A 14,675-nucleotide genomic window follows, 5' to 3' on the forward strand; every position below is an offset into this window, starting at 1 on the left:
GGGGGTGTAATTGATGCTGAAAAAATACATAGGAGTTATTTTGACAGTTTTAGGAGCCCTAATTTTATTATCCTCTGTCGTCGTATTTGAAGATTATGAAAATAATCGAGTAATTCGCTATAGTGGAGGGTTAATGTTTTTAATCGGGTCGCTCATAATTTCAACAAAATCACAATCAGGATCAGACTTAACAAAGTAGGTTTCCAGTACATAGTGCTGGGAGTCTTTTTTTTATTTAGAGAGTATTGGTTGAAATCATATATGCGAGAATAAAATCAGATGATTGGCTAGAAAATAATCTATTATAAAACCAATGTTAACTTAATATATTATGAGGTTGACGTATTTAGTTGATTTAAAGTAAACTTTATTTTAATTAGGTTAACAATATTCATCTTATTGATGTTTATTTTTAAAAAACTACTATATAAAGGAGAGGTTTAATGAATCAGTGGTTAGAGTGTTCAGAAAGAGTGTTAGCTGGGGGAGAATTGACAAATGATGAGGCACTTTCAATACTTAAGTGTTCAGACGAAGAACTACTTTTGCTCATGCATGGGGCATACCGAATCAGGAAGCGATATTTTGGTAATAAAGTAAAGCTGAATATGATTATGAATGCAAAATCGGGATTATGTCCTGAGAATTGTGGCTATTGCTCTCAATCTTCTATTTCAAAAGCACCTATTTCTTCCTATAGAATGGTAGATAAAAACCAAATTCTAGCTGGTGCGAAAAAAGCATTCGAGTTGAACGTAGGTACGTACTGTATTGTTGCAAGTGGAAGAGGTCCTACTAATAAGGAAGTTAATCAAGTTGTTGAAGCGGTTAAGGAGATTAAGGATAACTATGGCTTGAAAATTTGTGCCTGTTTAGGAATTTTAAAGCCAGATCAAGCAAGGCGGTTAAAAGAAGCAGGAGTTGATCGCTATAATCACAACCTAAATACGTCAGGAAGTCATCATTCAGAAATTACAACCTCTCATACATATGCTGATCGTGTAAATACAGTTAAACTAGTAAAGGATTCTGGACTTTCTCCCTGTTCAGGGGTGATTGTTGGTATGAAAGAATCAAAACAGGATGTCGTTGATATTGCAACTAGCTTACGAGCACTTGATGCTGATTCTATTCCAGTGAATTTCCTCCATGCAATAGACGGTACTCCACTTGAAGGGGTAAAGGAGTTAAATCCTCGCTACTGTCTAAAAGTATTAGCTTTGTTCCGCTATATTAATCCAACGAAAGAAATTAGAATCTCAGGAGGGCGAGAGATGAATTTAGGTTCCTTACAGCCGTTAGGTTTGTATGCGGCCAATTCTATTTTTGTAGGCGATTACTTAACAACAGCAGGACAAGAAGAATCGCTAGATCATAAGATGCTTCGTGATCTCGGGTTCGAGGTGGAATCTGTAGAGGAAATGAAAGCAAGTTTGGTGAAGGGATAGGATTTTTTTGTATAAAAGACTCCTACCTATAGAATTTGACATGAATTCAGATCTGTATCTCATTCCAATGAACGAAAAACAATCGTCCATTTCCCGCCAAACTGGTATACTAGTGTGTAGCAGGTATTTTATGTGAAAGGGTATGTGGATAGTTAAAATGGATAGAAAACATAATGACAAAATGAGGCAAGAAAACAGTTCATTTAGAGAGAGTGTTAGGAGAATAGTTGAGCATCAGTATTTTCAACCCTTTGTAATTGGATTGATCTTGTTTAACGGGCTTATTATCATCACTGAAACGTACATAACAGGAAATCAATTTCTAATTACTCTCGATAAAATCATTGTTTGGATCTTTGTGCTTGAATTAGTACTAAAAATTATTGGTCTCGGTTCGAGGACGTATTTTTCTGATAAGTGGAATATATTTGACTTTAGTATTGTGGTCGGAAGCTTGGTCTTTTACGCAACGCCATTTGTAAGTGTGATGAGATTAATTAGGGTATTGCGTTTGATAAGGATGATTCCGGCGATTCCTGCATTACGAAAGATTATTGATTCCCTGCTTAAGTCGGTCCCAGCGTTGATGGGTATCTTGGGATTATCAATATTAATCTTCTCGATTTATGCAATTATCGGAACAACCTTTTTTAGCGATGTTCTACCGGCTGAATTTTTTGGGAGTTTTCATAGTTCGCTGTTCACCTTGCTGCAGGTTGTGACGTTTGAGTCATGGGCAAGCCAGGTGGCTAGACCTATTATGCATGAAGTCCCATGGGCATGGGTGTATTTTGTTTCCTTTATCATCATCGGTGCCCTCGTCATCTTAAATCTCGTCGTAGCGGTAATTTTAAGCTATTTAGGACAAGATGATGATAATGTACGAGAGGAACAAATGAATCAATTATTTAGGGAGAATCAGGAATTAAAGAAAGATATACAGGAGATTAAGCAGATTTTACTTGAAAAGAAATAGCTTGTAATGTGAAACATCCACCTGAGTACCTCTACTCAATGGTGGATGTTTTTTCTTTCTATCAAGGGCTAGATGTCCTAAAAATCATAATGCTTACGAAGTAAAATGGAAATCCATGTAAATTCTGAATGATCTTTGATATTTTCAATTAACCCCTTTATAATGGCACGACTGTAAACAGGCTCAAGTAAGTCTTGTTTTAGTAAATGGAGTGATTCTGTTTCAATAGTATCTTCTATATCATTAAGCCTTTCTTCAATTATTTCAATCAATTGATCCTTTGTAATGTGTTCATCTAATGGATACTTGAGCTGTTGGAAAAAACCTTTGGAAATGAATGGCGTGGTCATATGCTCTGCTAGGATATTTGTTTTTTCTACAAGTGAACGAGTTAGTAGATCTAAGTCTAGTTCTAAATTATAAATTAATAATAACTCAGAGTGTATTCTTATAAATCCTTTAATAATATGCGCTAAATCATGTTTAGTATGCTGTACATTTTCACCGTACAAACGCTCTACCATCGACAAAATAATCGTTCCGACTAATTGATCGAAGTTCATGGTCTTTTGAATAAGCTCTTTGTTAAATGACTGAGTTTGCTCTTTAATAAAAATCTTAGCAAAATCAGCATGCTGATGAAATGATTGAAAGGTTTCATAATAAAATTTGTATAGTAGATCTGCGTTATTTCTAGTTTCTCTGACTGTGTAGTCAATATTCGAGATAAATTGCATCATGAAATGGTCCATTAATGCGAGGATTAACTCGTCTTTTGACTTGAAGGACAAATAAAAGGATCCTTTGGAAATCCCACAATGCTCGGTTATTTGTTGTATAGAAGTAGATTCAAACCCTTGATTTGCAAAGAGTTCCAATGCTTTTTCCATAATAAGTTGTTTTTTTATCATTTTAGTCACTCCTGTATCATCTTGTTGACAAATGACCGTCTAGTCATTAGTATAAGTAATTGAGTGTAACAAGTCAAATAAGGGTAGGTGTAATGGTGAAAGGTTTAGTCAATTTTGTCTTGAAAAATAAGTTAGCAGTATGGTTGCTAACGATCATTATCACTGTAACTGGTATGTATTCAGGTACACAGATGAAAACAGAAACAATCCCAGATATATCCATTCCATTTTTAATGGTAACGGGAGTATATCCAGGAGCAACACCTGAGCGAGTGATGGAGGATGTATCCATCCCTTTAGAATCAGCATTAGAAGGTCTTGAAGGTGTAAAAACTGTCTTCTCTAACTCGTATTCTAACATGGCGAGTATCCAAGTTGAATATGAATATGGGGAGGACATGGAAGAAGCACAACGAGAGTTAGAATCTGCGTTAGACGCAGTGAGTCTACCAGACGCTGTGCAAACACCTACAGTTTCAACATTTAGCATGAATATGATGCCGGTAGTTGCACTAAGCATTAGTAGTTCAACAGGAGATATTGTTGATCTTACTGAAACAGTAGAAGGTGGGTTACTTCATAAAATTGAGAGCATCGATGGGGTGGCTTCTGCGTCAATCACTGGGCAGCATATTGAAGAAGTGGAACTAACCTATGATGAATCAAAGATGGCTGAGCTTGAGCTTACAGAAGATGCTGTCAAGCAAATGATCCAAGCAAGTGATTTGAATGTTTCGCTAGGTCTCTTCGAATTTGAAGAGGGCGAACAAGCGGTATCTGTAGATGGGAAGTTCATGACTGCAGAAGAGTTAAAGGAAATGCTTATTCCTGTTACACCTACTGAAGCCAATCCCTCACCATTCGTAAAGCTTGGAGATATCGCTTCGATTGAGGTTGTTGGTAAGGTTGAGTCTATCTCGCGTACCAACGGGGAAGACGCGATTGCCGTTCAGATTATCAAGGGACAGCAAGCAAACACGGTTGAAGTGGTAAACAGTGTGAAAGAGTTAGCTGAAGAGGAGCAGGCTAACACAGAAGGACTCATGATTGATGTAACACTAGATCAAGGTGAACCAATTGAGAAATCCATTCATACGATGGTTGAAAAAGCAATAATCGGTGGAATAATTGCGGTATTAATCATCCTATTATTCTTACGGAATTTCAAATCTACGATTATATCAATCGTTTCGATTCCAGTTTCGATTTTCATGGCTTTATTGTTATTAAACTGGTTAGATATTACGCTGAATCTTATGACGTTAGGTGCGATTACGGTTGCTATTGGTCGTGTTATTGATGACTCAATTGTCGTCGTAGAAAACATCTACCGCCGCCTGCATCTAAAGGAAGAGAAACTAACGGGTCGGGCTTTAATTCGTGAAGCGACAATTGAAATGTTCAAACCAATTCTATCATCAACGCTAGTAACGGTTGCAGTATTCGCACCACTAATCTTTGTTGGTGGGATGGTTGGAGAGTTGTTCCTACCATTCGCATTAACAATGACGTTTGCACTTGTTGCTTCGTTAATTGTGGCAGTGACAATTGTACCTGCGCTCTCTCACTATTTATTTAAGAAAAAATTATACAGTGAAAAAACAGAAAGTAAGCATGAAGAAGTAGGTAAACTAGCAAACTGGTATAAGGGAATCTTGAAATGGTCACTTAATCATAAGATCATTACTTCATTAATCTCAGTTGTTTTGCTAGTAGGTAGTTTGGCCTTAACACCATTCATTGGCTTTAGTTTTATGGGTAGTGAAGAAGAAAAGATGATGACTCTGACCTATACACCAATGACTGGTGAGGTTCTAGAAGAAACGATAGCGAATGTTGAAGAGGTCGAAGAAGAGCTACTAAAACGTGATGACATTGATATCGTTCAACTATCAATCACCACTAGTGGCAGCGGTGATCAAATGGCAGCGATGATGGGTGGCGGTGGAGATGGTGCACTTATGTCCCTCATTTTCGATCCGGATATGGAAAACTTCACAGAAGTACGCGAGGAAATAGAAGAGTATGTGTTGAATATTGATCAAACAGGTGAATGGCAGAGCCAGAACTTCACGCAGATGTCAATGTCAACAAATGAAGTTAGCTACACATTCTATAGTGAAGATTTAGATAGACTGAATGAAGCCGTAGCTATGGTAGAAGAAGTGATGAGTGAAAATGATGGCTTGGAGGATGTTTCTTCAAGTGCAGAGAACCCATATGTGGAATATACATTTAAGGTAGAACAAGACGAAGTGCTTCAATATGGCTTAACAACAGGTCAAATTATTGGTATTTTAAGTCCTACAACGACTGAAGATGTATTAACAACCGTTGAAAATGACGGTAATACCCTTGAGGTTGTTGTTCAACAAGAAGAAACGGAAGAACCGAAATCAATCGATGATATCCTAGCTACAGAAGTGCCAACAGCACTTGGTACAACAATGCCACTATCTGAGCTAGTTACGGTCGAGGAGGGGACAACGTTAAGCTCCCTTTCACGTAGTGCAGGCGAATATTATGCAACAGTTTCAGGAACAATCATTGGGGATGATATTTCAACAGCAACAACTGAAGTGGATGAGGCCATTGATAATCTTGAGTTACCTAACGGAGTTACCGTTGGGGTAGCGGGTGTAGCCGCTGACATGGAAGAAACGTTTACACAGCTTGGTATCGCGATGGTTGCAGCGATTGCAATTGTCTATTTCATCCTTGTTGTTACATTCCGTGAAGGTGTTGCACCATTTGCAATTCTATTCTCATTACCGTTTGCAGTTATTGGTTCATTTGTCGGCTTATTAATTGCTGGGGAAACGATTTCTGTCCCAGTAATGATGGGGCTACTAATGTTAATTGGAATCGTTGTAACGAACGCAATTGTTTTAGTTGACCGAATCATTCATATGGAACGTGATGGAATGGGAATGCGTGAAGCGGTACTAGAAGCAGGAGCAACTAGACTACGTCCAATACTAATGACAGCAATCGCGACAATTGGTGCGTTAATTCCATTAGCCATTGGTTCTGGTGGTGGAGGATTGATCTCTAAAGGTCTTGCGATTACCGTAATTGGTGGATTAACGAGTTCAACGTTGTTAACATTACTTATTGTTCCAATCGTTTATGAAGTCTTATCGAAGATCTTTAAGAAAAATCGTAAGGAAGTAGAAGAAAACTAAATAAATTAGGTCCTATAGGATAATCGCTTCCTGTAGGACCTTTTTTGTACGATCAAGGTTGCTAAAAAGATATCTGTTCTGAAACAAATTACTTACTAGCTGCAACAGATAGTCTACACTATTTAATGAGTGAATGGACTTGAGACAACCCATAAAAAATCCTATTGACCTCAACCAATTGTTGTATTAAAATTAGTAAAATTTTCTAATTAGGAAGTGACCCATAATGACTCAACTCGAAACAAATCGTTTGCTATTACAATCTTTACAATTGTCAGATGCCGCTCGAATTGAAGAGCTAGCATCAGATGTCGATGTAGCAAAAACAACAGCAACAATACCTCACCCGTACCCCAAGGATTCAGCTGGAATGTTTATCGAGAAAATGTTAGAAGATGAGAAAAAAGGAGATATAGCTATTTTTGCGGTGAAACTAAAGGAATCGAATGAGTTGATTGGTGTAATTAATTTGAAAATATCTAAAGATCATCAACGTGCTGAGCTTGGCTATTGGATAGGAAAAGCATACTGGAATCAGGGTTTTGGTACAGAGGCAACCAAAAAGCTAGTAACCTATGGGTTCGATAGATTAAATTTAAATAAAATAATGGCGGCGGCATTTGTTCATAACCCGGGATCTTGGAGAATTATGGAGAAGAGCGGTTTGTGTCATGAAGGAACCTTTAAGCAACATGTGATCCGAGATGGGAATCCGATTGATGTTCACTTCTATGGAGTGACTAAAGATGACTACAAAGCTTCTTAAATTCCCAGTATGAATGAATCAAGTAAGTCACCGAAAGGTATGGTGGCTTTTTTTTGTTGAATCTTTTCGAAGAATCGTTCGTAGAAAAATAATGAGAGACTTTCTAGGGAAAAGAGGTTATTGTGGTGAAGGACGAAGAACACTCTAACAAGGACATGGCAAATGGAATGTTAGTTGGCGTAGCAATTGGTGTCGCTATCGGAATAGCAATAAGGAATATTGCAATAGGGGTTGCTGTTGGTTTTGTTTTAGGTATTGCGATTGGATCAAAGTCTGAGAAGCAAGATAAGTAATCGGAAAAGATGTACTAGTTAAGGTGGGTATTCTCATTTGTTTCCTGGTTCATTATGAGGAATATGTTTGTTTGCTTGAAAAACGCGTATAACATGGTAACTGTGATAAATAAACTATACAAAAATAAGGGAAATACTGTTAAAATTTAAAGGGGTGGGAGGATTTACGTGAACAAAATGTTGCAGGGAATTGCTTTTGTTCTTCTAGGTACGACTTTCTTATTGGTGGCATTATCAGTAACAGGACCTTCAATTTTATGGGCCGCTTCCCTTGGAACAAGTGTCATATTTAATTTAGTAGGTACGGTCAAGTTAGTTCAGTATTTAAAGAATTGCAAAAAAGAGTATTAAGTGAAAAAGTGACCCCCTAGGTCACTTTTCTTATGTCTCTTGAAAGTGTATCTTATCGTTTTATACAGTAGAAAGGAGGTTCAAGTACATGAAAATCTTATATGTGGAGGACGAAGTCGAATTAGGAACATGGGTAAACAAAGACTTAACTGAGCGTGGATATAAGGTGAAATGGCTAAAGGATGGTGAAGAGGCATTAGGGTATGCTGAGGATTCGGATATCGTCATTCTTGATGTGATGTTACCTGGTCTAGACGGGTTTTCAATAGGGAAGCGGATAAAAAAAGCATTGCCTAAACTTCCTGTCATTATGTTATCTGCACGGTCACAGGTTGATGATAAATTAGAGGGACTTCAATTTGCGGATGATTATTTGACGAAGCCGTTTCATCCAGATGAGTTAGTTGCAAGAATTATGGTATTACTACGTCGCTTCGACCGAATCATTCCCTCGGAAATGAAGGTACAGCACTTGACCTATCTACCAAAGCAGTTTCAGTTGTTTGACAGCGAGATCGGAGAGGAAATTGTCTTAACCGCTAAGCAACTGCATATTTTTGATTATTTAGTAAAGCACGGAAATCAAATTATGACAAAGGAACAAATCTACGAGTCGGTTTGGGAGGAAACTTATTTAGAAGGAGACAAAACGTTGATGGTCCATATTCGCTATTTACGTGAGAAAATTGAAAAGAACCCGGCAAAACCAACAATTATTGAAACTATTCGTGGCATAGGCTATAGGTTAAAACAATGAAGCCACGGTTTACGCTACAAACAAATCATTTGGTGTTAATTTTGAGTGCGATGTGTATTCTTCCACTTTCTTTTCCTATCGCCTCACTCTTTGTCTATATTCCTGCTCTTGTTGTTCAGCAGGATGAGTTAGACGTCTATAATAGTCAAGAAGTAGAAGAGAGCTGGCATGCAAAGGCGAAGGGGTTTGATCTTTTATCTGATAGTGAGCTAATTGCTGCATTAGAACAGACGGTGGAACAGTATAAAACTGCGAATGTGTTTTGGATCGATGAGAAAGGGAAAACTCGTTTCATTTCGGATGAAGAATTGTCCATTCCAGATGTGTGGGATCCAAGCTATACCGTTTCTTTTATGAAAGCTAGCTATGATAGAGATCCGTTTACGGTCGTTGCTTTCATAGGTGAGAGCACAAATGATGGCTTTGTCGTCTTGCAAATTGATCGAACATATATGGATTACCCGATTAAACAAATAGATGATTATTTTGAATATATCTATTTTGCAGTTGTTGCACTATTACTATTTTTATTTTTAATCTTATCTTGGTTATTTTTTCGTTCAATCAGAAAACGAATCGTTAGACTGCAATCCTCAATGGAAGTAGACCATCATGATATTCCTAATAAAGTAGTCGTTGGGGAGATGGATGAAATCGGTGCGTTGGAGGAGTCATTCAATCAAATGATCGATCGTTTAACTGCAAGTAGAAGGCGAGAGCAGGAGGAGGAAAAGCTAAGAAAAGATCTGATTGCCAACCTTTCTCATGACCTCCGAACACCACTTGCAACGATCCGAGCACATACATACTCATTACAAAAAGAGGAGCTATCTATGGAGGGGAATGATTCGATTACGATTATCGACCAGAAGATTGACCATTTACACACGTTGATAGAAAATCTTCTTTCTTACACATTGTTAACTTCAGGAAGATATACATTAAAGCGTGAAAAAGTTGATGTGAATCGAATCATACGTATGACATTAAAAGCCTGGTATCCTTTTTTTGAAAAGGAGCAATTTGTTGTTGATATCGCCTTATTTGAGGAGACAGTTTATTGGCAGATTGATCGTAACTGGTTTGAACGTATATTAGATAATTTGTTTCAAAATGTGTTAAGACATGCCAAGTCAGGTAAATATATTCGAATAACCTGTAAAGGAAAGACAATAACGATCGAAGATAAGGGTCCTGGAATGAAAGGAACCACTGATCAATCAGGCGTTGGTATTGGGCTAACAATTGTTGAACTAATGATAAAGGAGATGGAGATGTCATGGGAGATTGATTCGTCAACGAAAGGAACAGTAGTTACGATAACGAAGCATAAGGTTTGAGTGAGTAGGGTGTTGAAAGACAGCCTATTCGCTCTTTTTTTGTAACTAAATGACCTTCTGATTTTTAAACGAAATTTAAACATAACAAGTAGTTGGTTTTAAGCTTCTTTGTTTATTGTTTAGATGAGGTGATAAATATGGGTGAATTTGTTGTAGAGACAACTAATTTAACAAAAAAATTTAAAGGGACTCCGGTAGTAAATCAAATCAATTTACAAATTCCTAAAGGGTCGATCTATGGTTTTCTTGGCCCTAATGGAGCAGGGAAGACAACAGCAATTAAGTTACTGCTAGGATTAATGAAGGAAACGTCAGGCTCGATAAGAATCTTTGGAAAGGATATAAAAAGAGAAAAAATTGCTATTTTAAGAAAGATAGGGTCACTTGTTGAATCTCCTTCGTATTACGGTAATCTAACAGCAAAAGAAAATCTCCAACTACTCCAACGGATTTTGGATGTTCCAAAAGAACGAATTAATGAAGTTCTTTCGATCGTTCGCTTGGAAAAGGATGCGAATCGACCAGTTAAAAGCTTTTCTTTAGGGATGAAGCAGCGTTTAGGGATTGCGGCTGCATTAATTGGTAATCCAGATTTGCTCATACTTGATGAACCAACTAATGGACTCGACCCTTCTGGCATTATTGAAATGCGAGAATTAATTAAGAGTCTTCCGGAAAGATACGGTGTTACTGTCGTCATTTCAAGTCATCTGCTATCAGAGATTGACCAAATGGCAACAGAGGTAGGAATTATCTCAAAAGGTTCTCTCATATTCCAAGATTCAATTGAGATGTTACGAAAAAAATCGGTGAACCGAATACTAATACAGACGAGCAATAATGTTTCTGCATGTAATACTCTTCTTAAAGAAGGATGGAAGGGAGAAAGGGAAGCGGAGTTCATTACATTTCCTGAAACAACGAATAAAGAAGTTGCGGCAATCATTCGGACCTTGATTGAAAACAACATTGATGTGTACCGAGTAGGTGAAACGAAACGATCACTTGAAAGTATTTTCCTTGAATTAACGAAGGAGGAACAAAGCTTATGATCCTTCGAGTGTTGCATACTGATTTTAAAAAAGTGTCGCTTGGAATGTGGATTCTTGTATTCTTAGGGCCGATCGGCATCTTTTCATTAACTGCGATTAATTACAATGTTCGCTATGATTGGCTCATTACACAAACCGATGATTACTGGCTGCAACTGTTACGTCAAATCAACCTTTTTCTAACACCGGCATTATTACTCGGTACAACGCTTCTTGCGTCACTGATGGCAAGTATAGAACACAAGACAAATGCATGGAAGCAATTGCTGTCATTACCAATCAATCGGCTAAGCATTTATTGTTCGAAATTCATAACAGTAGGTATTTTACTATTTATACCAACGATTCTAATGTTTGTTGGCACGCTCTTCTTTGGCTTCTATTTTGATTGGGATTTACAAGTTCCTTATCAGGCTATAGCAATTAATAGTTTTTATCCATACTTCGCGGCAATCCCCGTTTTAGCGATCCAGCTTTGGTTTTCTGTTGCATCATCGAACCAAGGCACTCCCTTAACTTTTGGTATTGTAGGATCAATCGTTTCCATGTATGCATATGGGGGACCCGAGTGGTTAATCTGGAAATGGCCTCATTTAGAGAACAAATGGAACATCCCAGAAATTAGTGTATTACTTGGAATCGTCGTTGGGGGAATCATCTTATTCGTTAGTCTCATCCATTTTCAACGGAAGGATGTCAAGTAATGATTACACTTATGTATACAGAATGGATCAAGCTAAAGAAATCAAAGGTTCTACAAATCCTTTATATAAGTCCAATTCTAGCAACAATAGCGGGCTATTTCACTGAATTTACTGTTGCAGGGAATGAATGGATTGATACTTTTTTTACCATGATTTTAGTTCATGCAGTCCTATTTCTTCCGTTACTGGCTGGTTTGTTCTCGGCAGCAGTTTGCCGTTATGAGCATGCAGAAGGTGGATGGAAGCAGCTTCTGACATTACCGGTCAATCGAACTCAGGTATATAGTGCCAAGCTGATTGTTGTTTGTGTTTTCATTGCTCTCACTCAAATCCTATTACTAGCAGGCTTGTTTCTCATTGGGATTTTACATGGTTACACAGATCCTTTTCCAGTGAGGGAAGTCTTGATTCGTTTGTTGATGGGCTGGTTAGGTACATTACCCCTTATCTCCTTGCAACTATGGGTTTCAACCGCCTGGTCTAGCTTTGCAGCACCTGTTGCACTAAATGTAATTTTAACACTACCTAATATGTTAATTGCTAACTCAGACAAATATGGACCCTGGTACCCTTGGGCCCAACCATTTTTAGGCATGATTATCGACAGTGGATCGGGAATTACGTTCTCAATTGAAACGTTAATTTTTGTGATTATTGGTGGGTTTGTTATTTTTACAATTGGTGGGATTAGTTATTTCCGACAGAAGGCAGTTTAGAAGTAAGACATAAAATTCCGAACAAAGCATTTATTTAGCGGATGAAATATACGTAGACTCCTGCGGGATCAAAAGCGAGGCCACTGAAAAAGTCCCTTTGGGCAGGTTCGAGGAAGCAGCAATGGCTCCTCACGTTGCACGCCTTCTATGAGAAACCCACTCATAGCAGGCTTAAGACAATGCAACGGTTTCGCTCATTGCTTAAAGGCCACTAAAGAAAGGTGAAAATCACACCTTTTTCAGTGGCCTCATCAAAAGCCAAAGGTGAGACCCCGCAGTAGCGAAGCGTACGAGGAGGCTCACCGGCTTCCCGCGGAAAGCGCAGTATATTTCAGTAGCGGTTTACGTCCGCCAACCACCAATGTCCGGTTTTTCTATTAGTTAAATCACCTTTTGTTCCAACCTCATTTGCTGATTATTAACAATGAGCGTTCGAATATGAATTTTAACTGCAAACAATTATAATAAGCACTAGACTACAATTGTTCTGTCCATATTGTTTAATAAACCGCGAAATACATAGTAGAAAGGTGTCACTAATGGAAAAATACCGGATTGACCAAAGCAAAGGACTTGAGTTTGGAATTTACACATTAGGGGATCATCTACCTGATCCTTTAACTGGGGAAAGAGTATCGGCAGGGGAGCGAATAAATGAAATTATTAATTACGCTAAACTAGCTGAAGAAGCTGGTGTTGACTTTTTTAGTGTAGGAGAAAGTCATCAAGAGTATTTTGCGACTCAAGCACATACGATTGTGTTATCAGCTATAGCTCAAGCGACGAGCAAAATTAAAATAGGAAGCTCCTCGACGATTGTTAGTACATCAGACCCAGTGCGTGTTTATGAGGACTTTTCAACAATTGATTTAATTTCAGAGGGACGTGCAGAGATCGTTGCAGGCCGTGCTTCAAGAATAGGACTTTTTGAGCTATTAGGCTATGATGTGAACAAGTATGAGGAGTTATTCGAGGAAAAGTTTGATCTATTACGCCTTATTAATGAAAATGATATCGTAAACTGGAACGGTGAGTTTCGCGCCCCTCTAAAAAATGCTGAAATTCTTCCGCGACCACTTAATGGTTCACTACCGATCTGGCGTGCTGTTGGAGGTTCTCCAGCTAGTGCGATTAAGGCAGGTCGTGCTGGTGTTCCGATGTTCTTAGCTCATCTAGGTGGACATGTACTAAGTTTCAAGAGGTCGATCGATGCATACCGTGAGGCTGCAACAGAGGAAGGATTTGATCCAAATGAGTTGCCTGTTGCAACAGCTGGTTTCTTCTATGCTGCAGAGACATCACAGCAGGCAATTGAAGATACCTACCCTCATATCAATGAGGGAATGAAACGAACGAATGGTAGAGGATTTCCTAGAGAAGCTTACGCACAAGGAATTGATCCACAAAATGTTATGAATATTGGGAGTCCACAACAAATCATTGAGAAAATTCTTTATCAGCATGAGGTTTACGGTCATCAACGATATATTGCTCAAATTGATTTCGGTGGCGTTCCATTTGATCGATTACAAAAAAACCTCGAGCTAATAGGAACCGAGATTTTACCAGCGATAAAAAAATATACAGCAAAATAAGAATGGAAGATGATATCGTTAAGGGGATAATAGAATGGAACAGAAGCAAAAACAAAAACACAGTTTAACCATTGTTGATTTTACAATTACTGAGCATCAGACAATATTTGTTCAATTCAGTTGCTACGATGCCGTTTTAAATAAAGTAGTCAAAGGCGAGGTTAAATTTATTGGTGGTGTGCCGTATGGGGATATTCTTCACCCCGATAGGTCCATTCTGTCAATGGAATGCAGAGAAGTAGTTAAGGAACAGCTAGTAACTAAATATCAATCAGGGGAAATAAGTTAGTAGTACCTGTTATCTAGATAGTGGCAATGACAACAGTAAACGAGATAAAAAAGACCAACAAATAAGTGGTCTTTTTTTCTGTTTCATAAGGGAATCAATGTGTCCAACTAATTAAGAAAATAACATATGAATGATTACAAGATTTCAATCTTTTGTTGAGGTTCTTATATTTGATAGATAGTAAGAATATATCAGGAAGTCTTAAATTTCTAGGGTATATTCTTTAGTTTATCTGATTAAAAACTTCTCCTTACTTGTCATAATTATAATTTGAGAGGGGGATAAAATTTAT

The 14,675-nt window shown here is 37.9% G+C and carries 15 protein-coding genes; 14 read left to right on the forward strand and 1 reads right to left on the reverse strand.

The features are described from left to right. The first annotated feature begins 13 nt into the window (after nt 1-13). From J7W16_RS10600 to J7W16_RS10610, 3 genes are all read left to right on the forward strand, one after another. Nucleotides 14-199, forward strand: coding sequence for a hypothetical protein (locus J7W16_RS10600; RefSeq protein ID WP_210597290.1), 186 nt, complete (start codon nt 14-16; stop codon nt 197-199). Between the two features lie 244 nt (nt 200-443). After that, entirely contained in the window at nt 444-1,448 is a 1,005-nt protein-coding gene (gene bioB / locus J7W16_RS10605) for a biotin synthase BioB (protein WP_210597291.1), read from the forward strand. 157 nt (nt 1,449-1,605) lie between these two features. Continuing rightward, nucleotides 1,606-2,424 carry an ion transporter gene (locus J7W16_RS10610; protein WP_246879958.1) on the forward strand — a complete coding sequence of 273 codons (819 nt, stop codon included), beginning with the start codon at nt 1,606-1,608 and terminating at the stop codon, nt 2,422-2,424. Between the two features lie 77 nt (nt 2,425-2,501). Here the strand turns inward: J7W16_RS10610 and J7W16_RS10615 are convergent, their stop codons facing one another. Further along, nucleotides 2,502-3,335, reverse strand: coding sequence for a TetR/AcrR family transcriptional regulator (locus J7W16_RS10615; protein ID WP_210597292.1), 834 nt, complete (start codon nt 3,333-3,335; stop codon nt 2,502-2,504). Nucleotides 3,336-3,430: 95 nt separating this feature from the next. Between J7W16_RS10615 and J7W16_RS10620 the strand changes: the two genes are divergently transcribed. From J7W16_RS10620 to J7W16_RS10670, 11 genes are all read left to right on the forward strand, one after another. Continuing rightward, a complete protein-coding gene (locus tag J7W16_RS10620) occupies nt 3,431-6,520 on the forward strand; it encodes an efflux RND transporter permease subunit (protein WP_210597631.1) in 3,090 nt (1,029 codons plus the stop codon). Between the two features lie 226 nt (nt 6,521-6,746). Next, on the forward strand, nt 6,747-7,286 hold the full coding sequence (locus tag J7W16_RS10625) for a GNAT family N-acetyltransferase (RefSeq protein WP_210597293.1): 540 nt from the start codon (nt 6,747-6,749) through the stop codon (nt 7,284-7,286). 125 nt (nt 7,287-7,411) lie between these two features. Further along, the gene (locus J7W16_RS10630) at nt 7,412-7,579 is read left to right on the forward strand and encodes a glycine zipper domain-containing protein (protein ID WP_210597655.1); all 168 of its coding nucleotides are present in this window, start codon (nt 7,412-7,414) and stop codon (nt 7,577-7,579) included. A gap of 168 nt (nt 7,580-7,747) precedes the next feature. After that, nucleotides 7,748-7,930 (forward strand): hypothetical protein, encoded by a 183-nt coding sequence (locus tag J7W16_RS10635; RefSeq protein WP_210597294.1) that lies wholly within the window; start codon nt 7,748-7,750, stop codon nt 7,928-7,930. 88 nt (nt 7,931-8,018) lie between these two features. Next, nucleotides 8,019-8,687, forward strand: a complete 669-nt coding sequence (locus J7W16_RS10640) for a response regulator transcription factor (protein WP_210597295.1) — start codon at nt 8,019-8,021, stop codon at nt 8,685-8,687. Continuing rightward, nucleotides 8,684-10,027, forward strand: coding sequence for a HAMP domain-containing sensor histidine kinase (locus tag J7W16_RS10645; RefSeq protein WP_210597296.1), 1,344 nt, complete (start codon nt 8,684-8,686; stop codon nt 10,025-10,027). Before J7W16_RS10640 ends, J7W16_RS10645 begins: the two co-directional genes overlap by 4 nt. A gap of 137 nt (nt 10,028-10,164) precedes the next feature. Then, the gene (locus J7W16_RS10650) at nt 10,165-11,079 is read left to right on the forward strand and encodes an ABC transporter ATP-binding protein (protein WP_210597297.1); all 915 of its coding nucleotides are present in this window, start codon (nt 10,165-10,167) and stop codon (nt 11,077-11,079) included. After that, entirely contained in the window at nt 11,076-11,783 is a 708-nt protein-coding gene (locus tag J7W16_RS10655) for an ABC transporter permease (protein ID WP_210597298.1), read from the forward strand. The genes J7W16_RS10650 and J7W16_RS10655 overlap by 4 nt, the downstream gene beginning before the upstream one ends. Continuing rightward, the gene (locus J7W16_RS10660) at nt 11,783-12,499 is read left to right on the forward strand and encodes an ABC transporter permease (protein WP_210597299.1); all 717 of its coding nucleotides are present in this window, start codon (nt 11,783-11,785) and stop codon (nt 12,497-12,499) included. Before J7W16_RS10655 ends, J7W16_RS10660 begins: the two co-directional genes overlap by 1 nt. Nucleotides 12,500-13,038: 539 nt before the next feature. Continuing rightward, the gene (locus J7W16_RS10665) at nt 13,039-14,094 is read left to right on the forward strand and encodes an LLM class flavin-dependent oxidoreductase (protein ID WP_210597300.1); all 1,056 of its coding nucleotides are present in this window, start codon (nt 13,039-13,041) and stop codon (nt 14,092-14,094) included. A 34-nt stretch (nt 14,095-14,128) separates the two neighbouring features. Continuing rightward, nucleotides 14,129-14,383, forward strand: a complete 255-nt coding sequence (locus J7W16_RS10670) for a hypothetical protein (protein ID WP_210597301.1) — start codon at nt 14,129-14,131, stop codon at nt 14,381-14,383. Nucleotides 14,384-14,675 lie beyond the last annotated feature (292 nt).

It is taken from the genome of Halalkalibacter suaedae (assembly GCF_017939705.1).
Taxonomy (GTDB): domain Bacteria; phylum Bacillota; class Bacilli; order Bacillales; family Bacillaceae_D; genus Halalkalibacter; species Halalkalibacter suaedae.

Excerpts from the sequence above, each read along its gene's own strand:
- J7W16_RS10600 (WP_210597290.1), top strand. The coding sequence starts at position 14 with ATGCTGAAAAAATACATAGGAGTTATTTTGACAGTTTTAGGAGCCCTA.
- bioB (WP_210597291.1), top strand. The coding sequence starts at position 444 with ATGAATCAGTGGTTAGAGTGTTCAGAAAGAGTGTTAGCTGGGGGAGAA.
- J7W16_RS10610 (WP_246879958.1), top strand. The coding sequence starts at position 1,606 with ATGGATAGAAAACATAATGACAAAATGAGGCAAGAAAACAGTTCATTT.
- J7W16_RS10615 (WP_210597292.1), bottom strand. The coding sequence starts at position 3,335 with ATGATAAAAAAACAACTTATTATGGAAAAAGCATTGGAACTCTTTGCA.
- J7W16_RS10625 (WP_210597293.1), top strand. The coding sequence starts at position 6,747 with ATGACTCAACTCGAAACAAATCGTTTGCTATTACAATCTTTACAATTG.
- J7W16_RS10640 (WP_210597295.1), top strand. The coding sequence starts at position 8,019 with ATGAAAATCTTATATGTGGAGGACGAAGTCGAATTAGGAACATGGGTA.
- J7W16_RS10645 (WP_210597296.1), top strand. The coding sequence starts at position 8,684 with ATGAAGCCACGGTTTACGCTACAAACAAATCATTTGGTGTTAATTTTG.
- J7W16_RS10650 (WP_210597297.1), top strand. The coding sequence starts at position 10,165 with ATGGGTGAATTTGTTGTAGAGACAACTAATTTAACAAAAAAATTTAAA.
- J7W16_RS10655 (WP_210597298.1), top strand. The coding sequence starts at position 11,076 with ATGATCCTTCGAGTGTTGCATACTGATTTTAAAAAAGTGTCGCTTGGA.
- J7W16_RS10660 (WP_210597299.1), top strand. The coding sequence starts at position 11,783 with ATGATTACACTTATGTATACAGAATGGATCAAGCTAAAGAAATCAAAG.
- J7W16_RS10665 (WP_210597300.1), top strand. The coding sequence starts at position 13,039 with ATGGAAAAATACCGGATTGACCAAAGCAAAGGACTTGAGTTTGGAATT.
- J7W16_RS10670 (WP_210597301.1), top strand. The coding sequence starts at position 14,129 with ATGGAACAGAAGCAAAAACAAAAACACAGTTTAACCATTGTTGATTTT.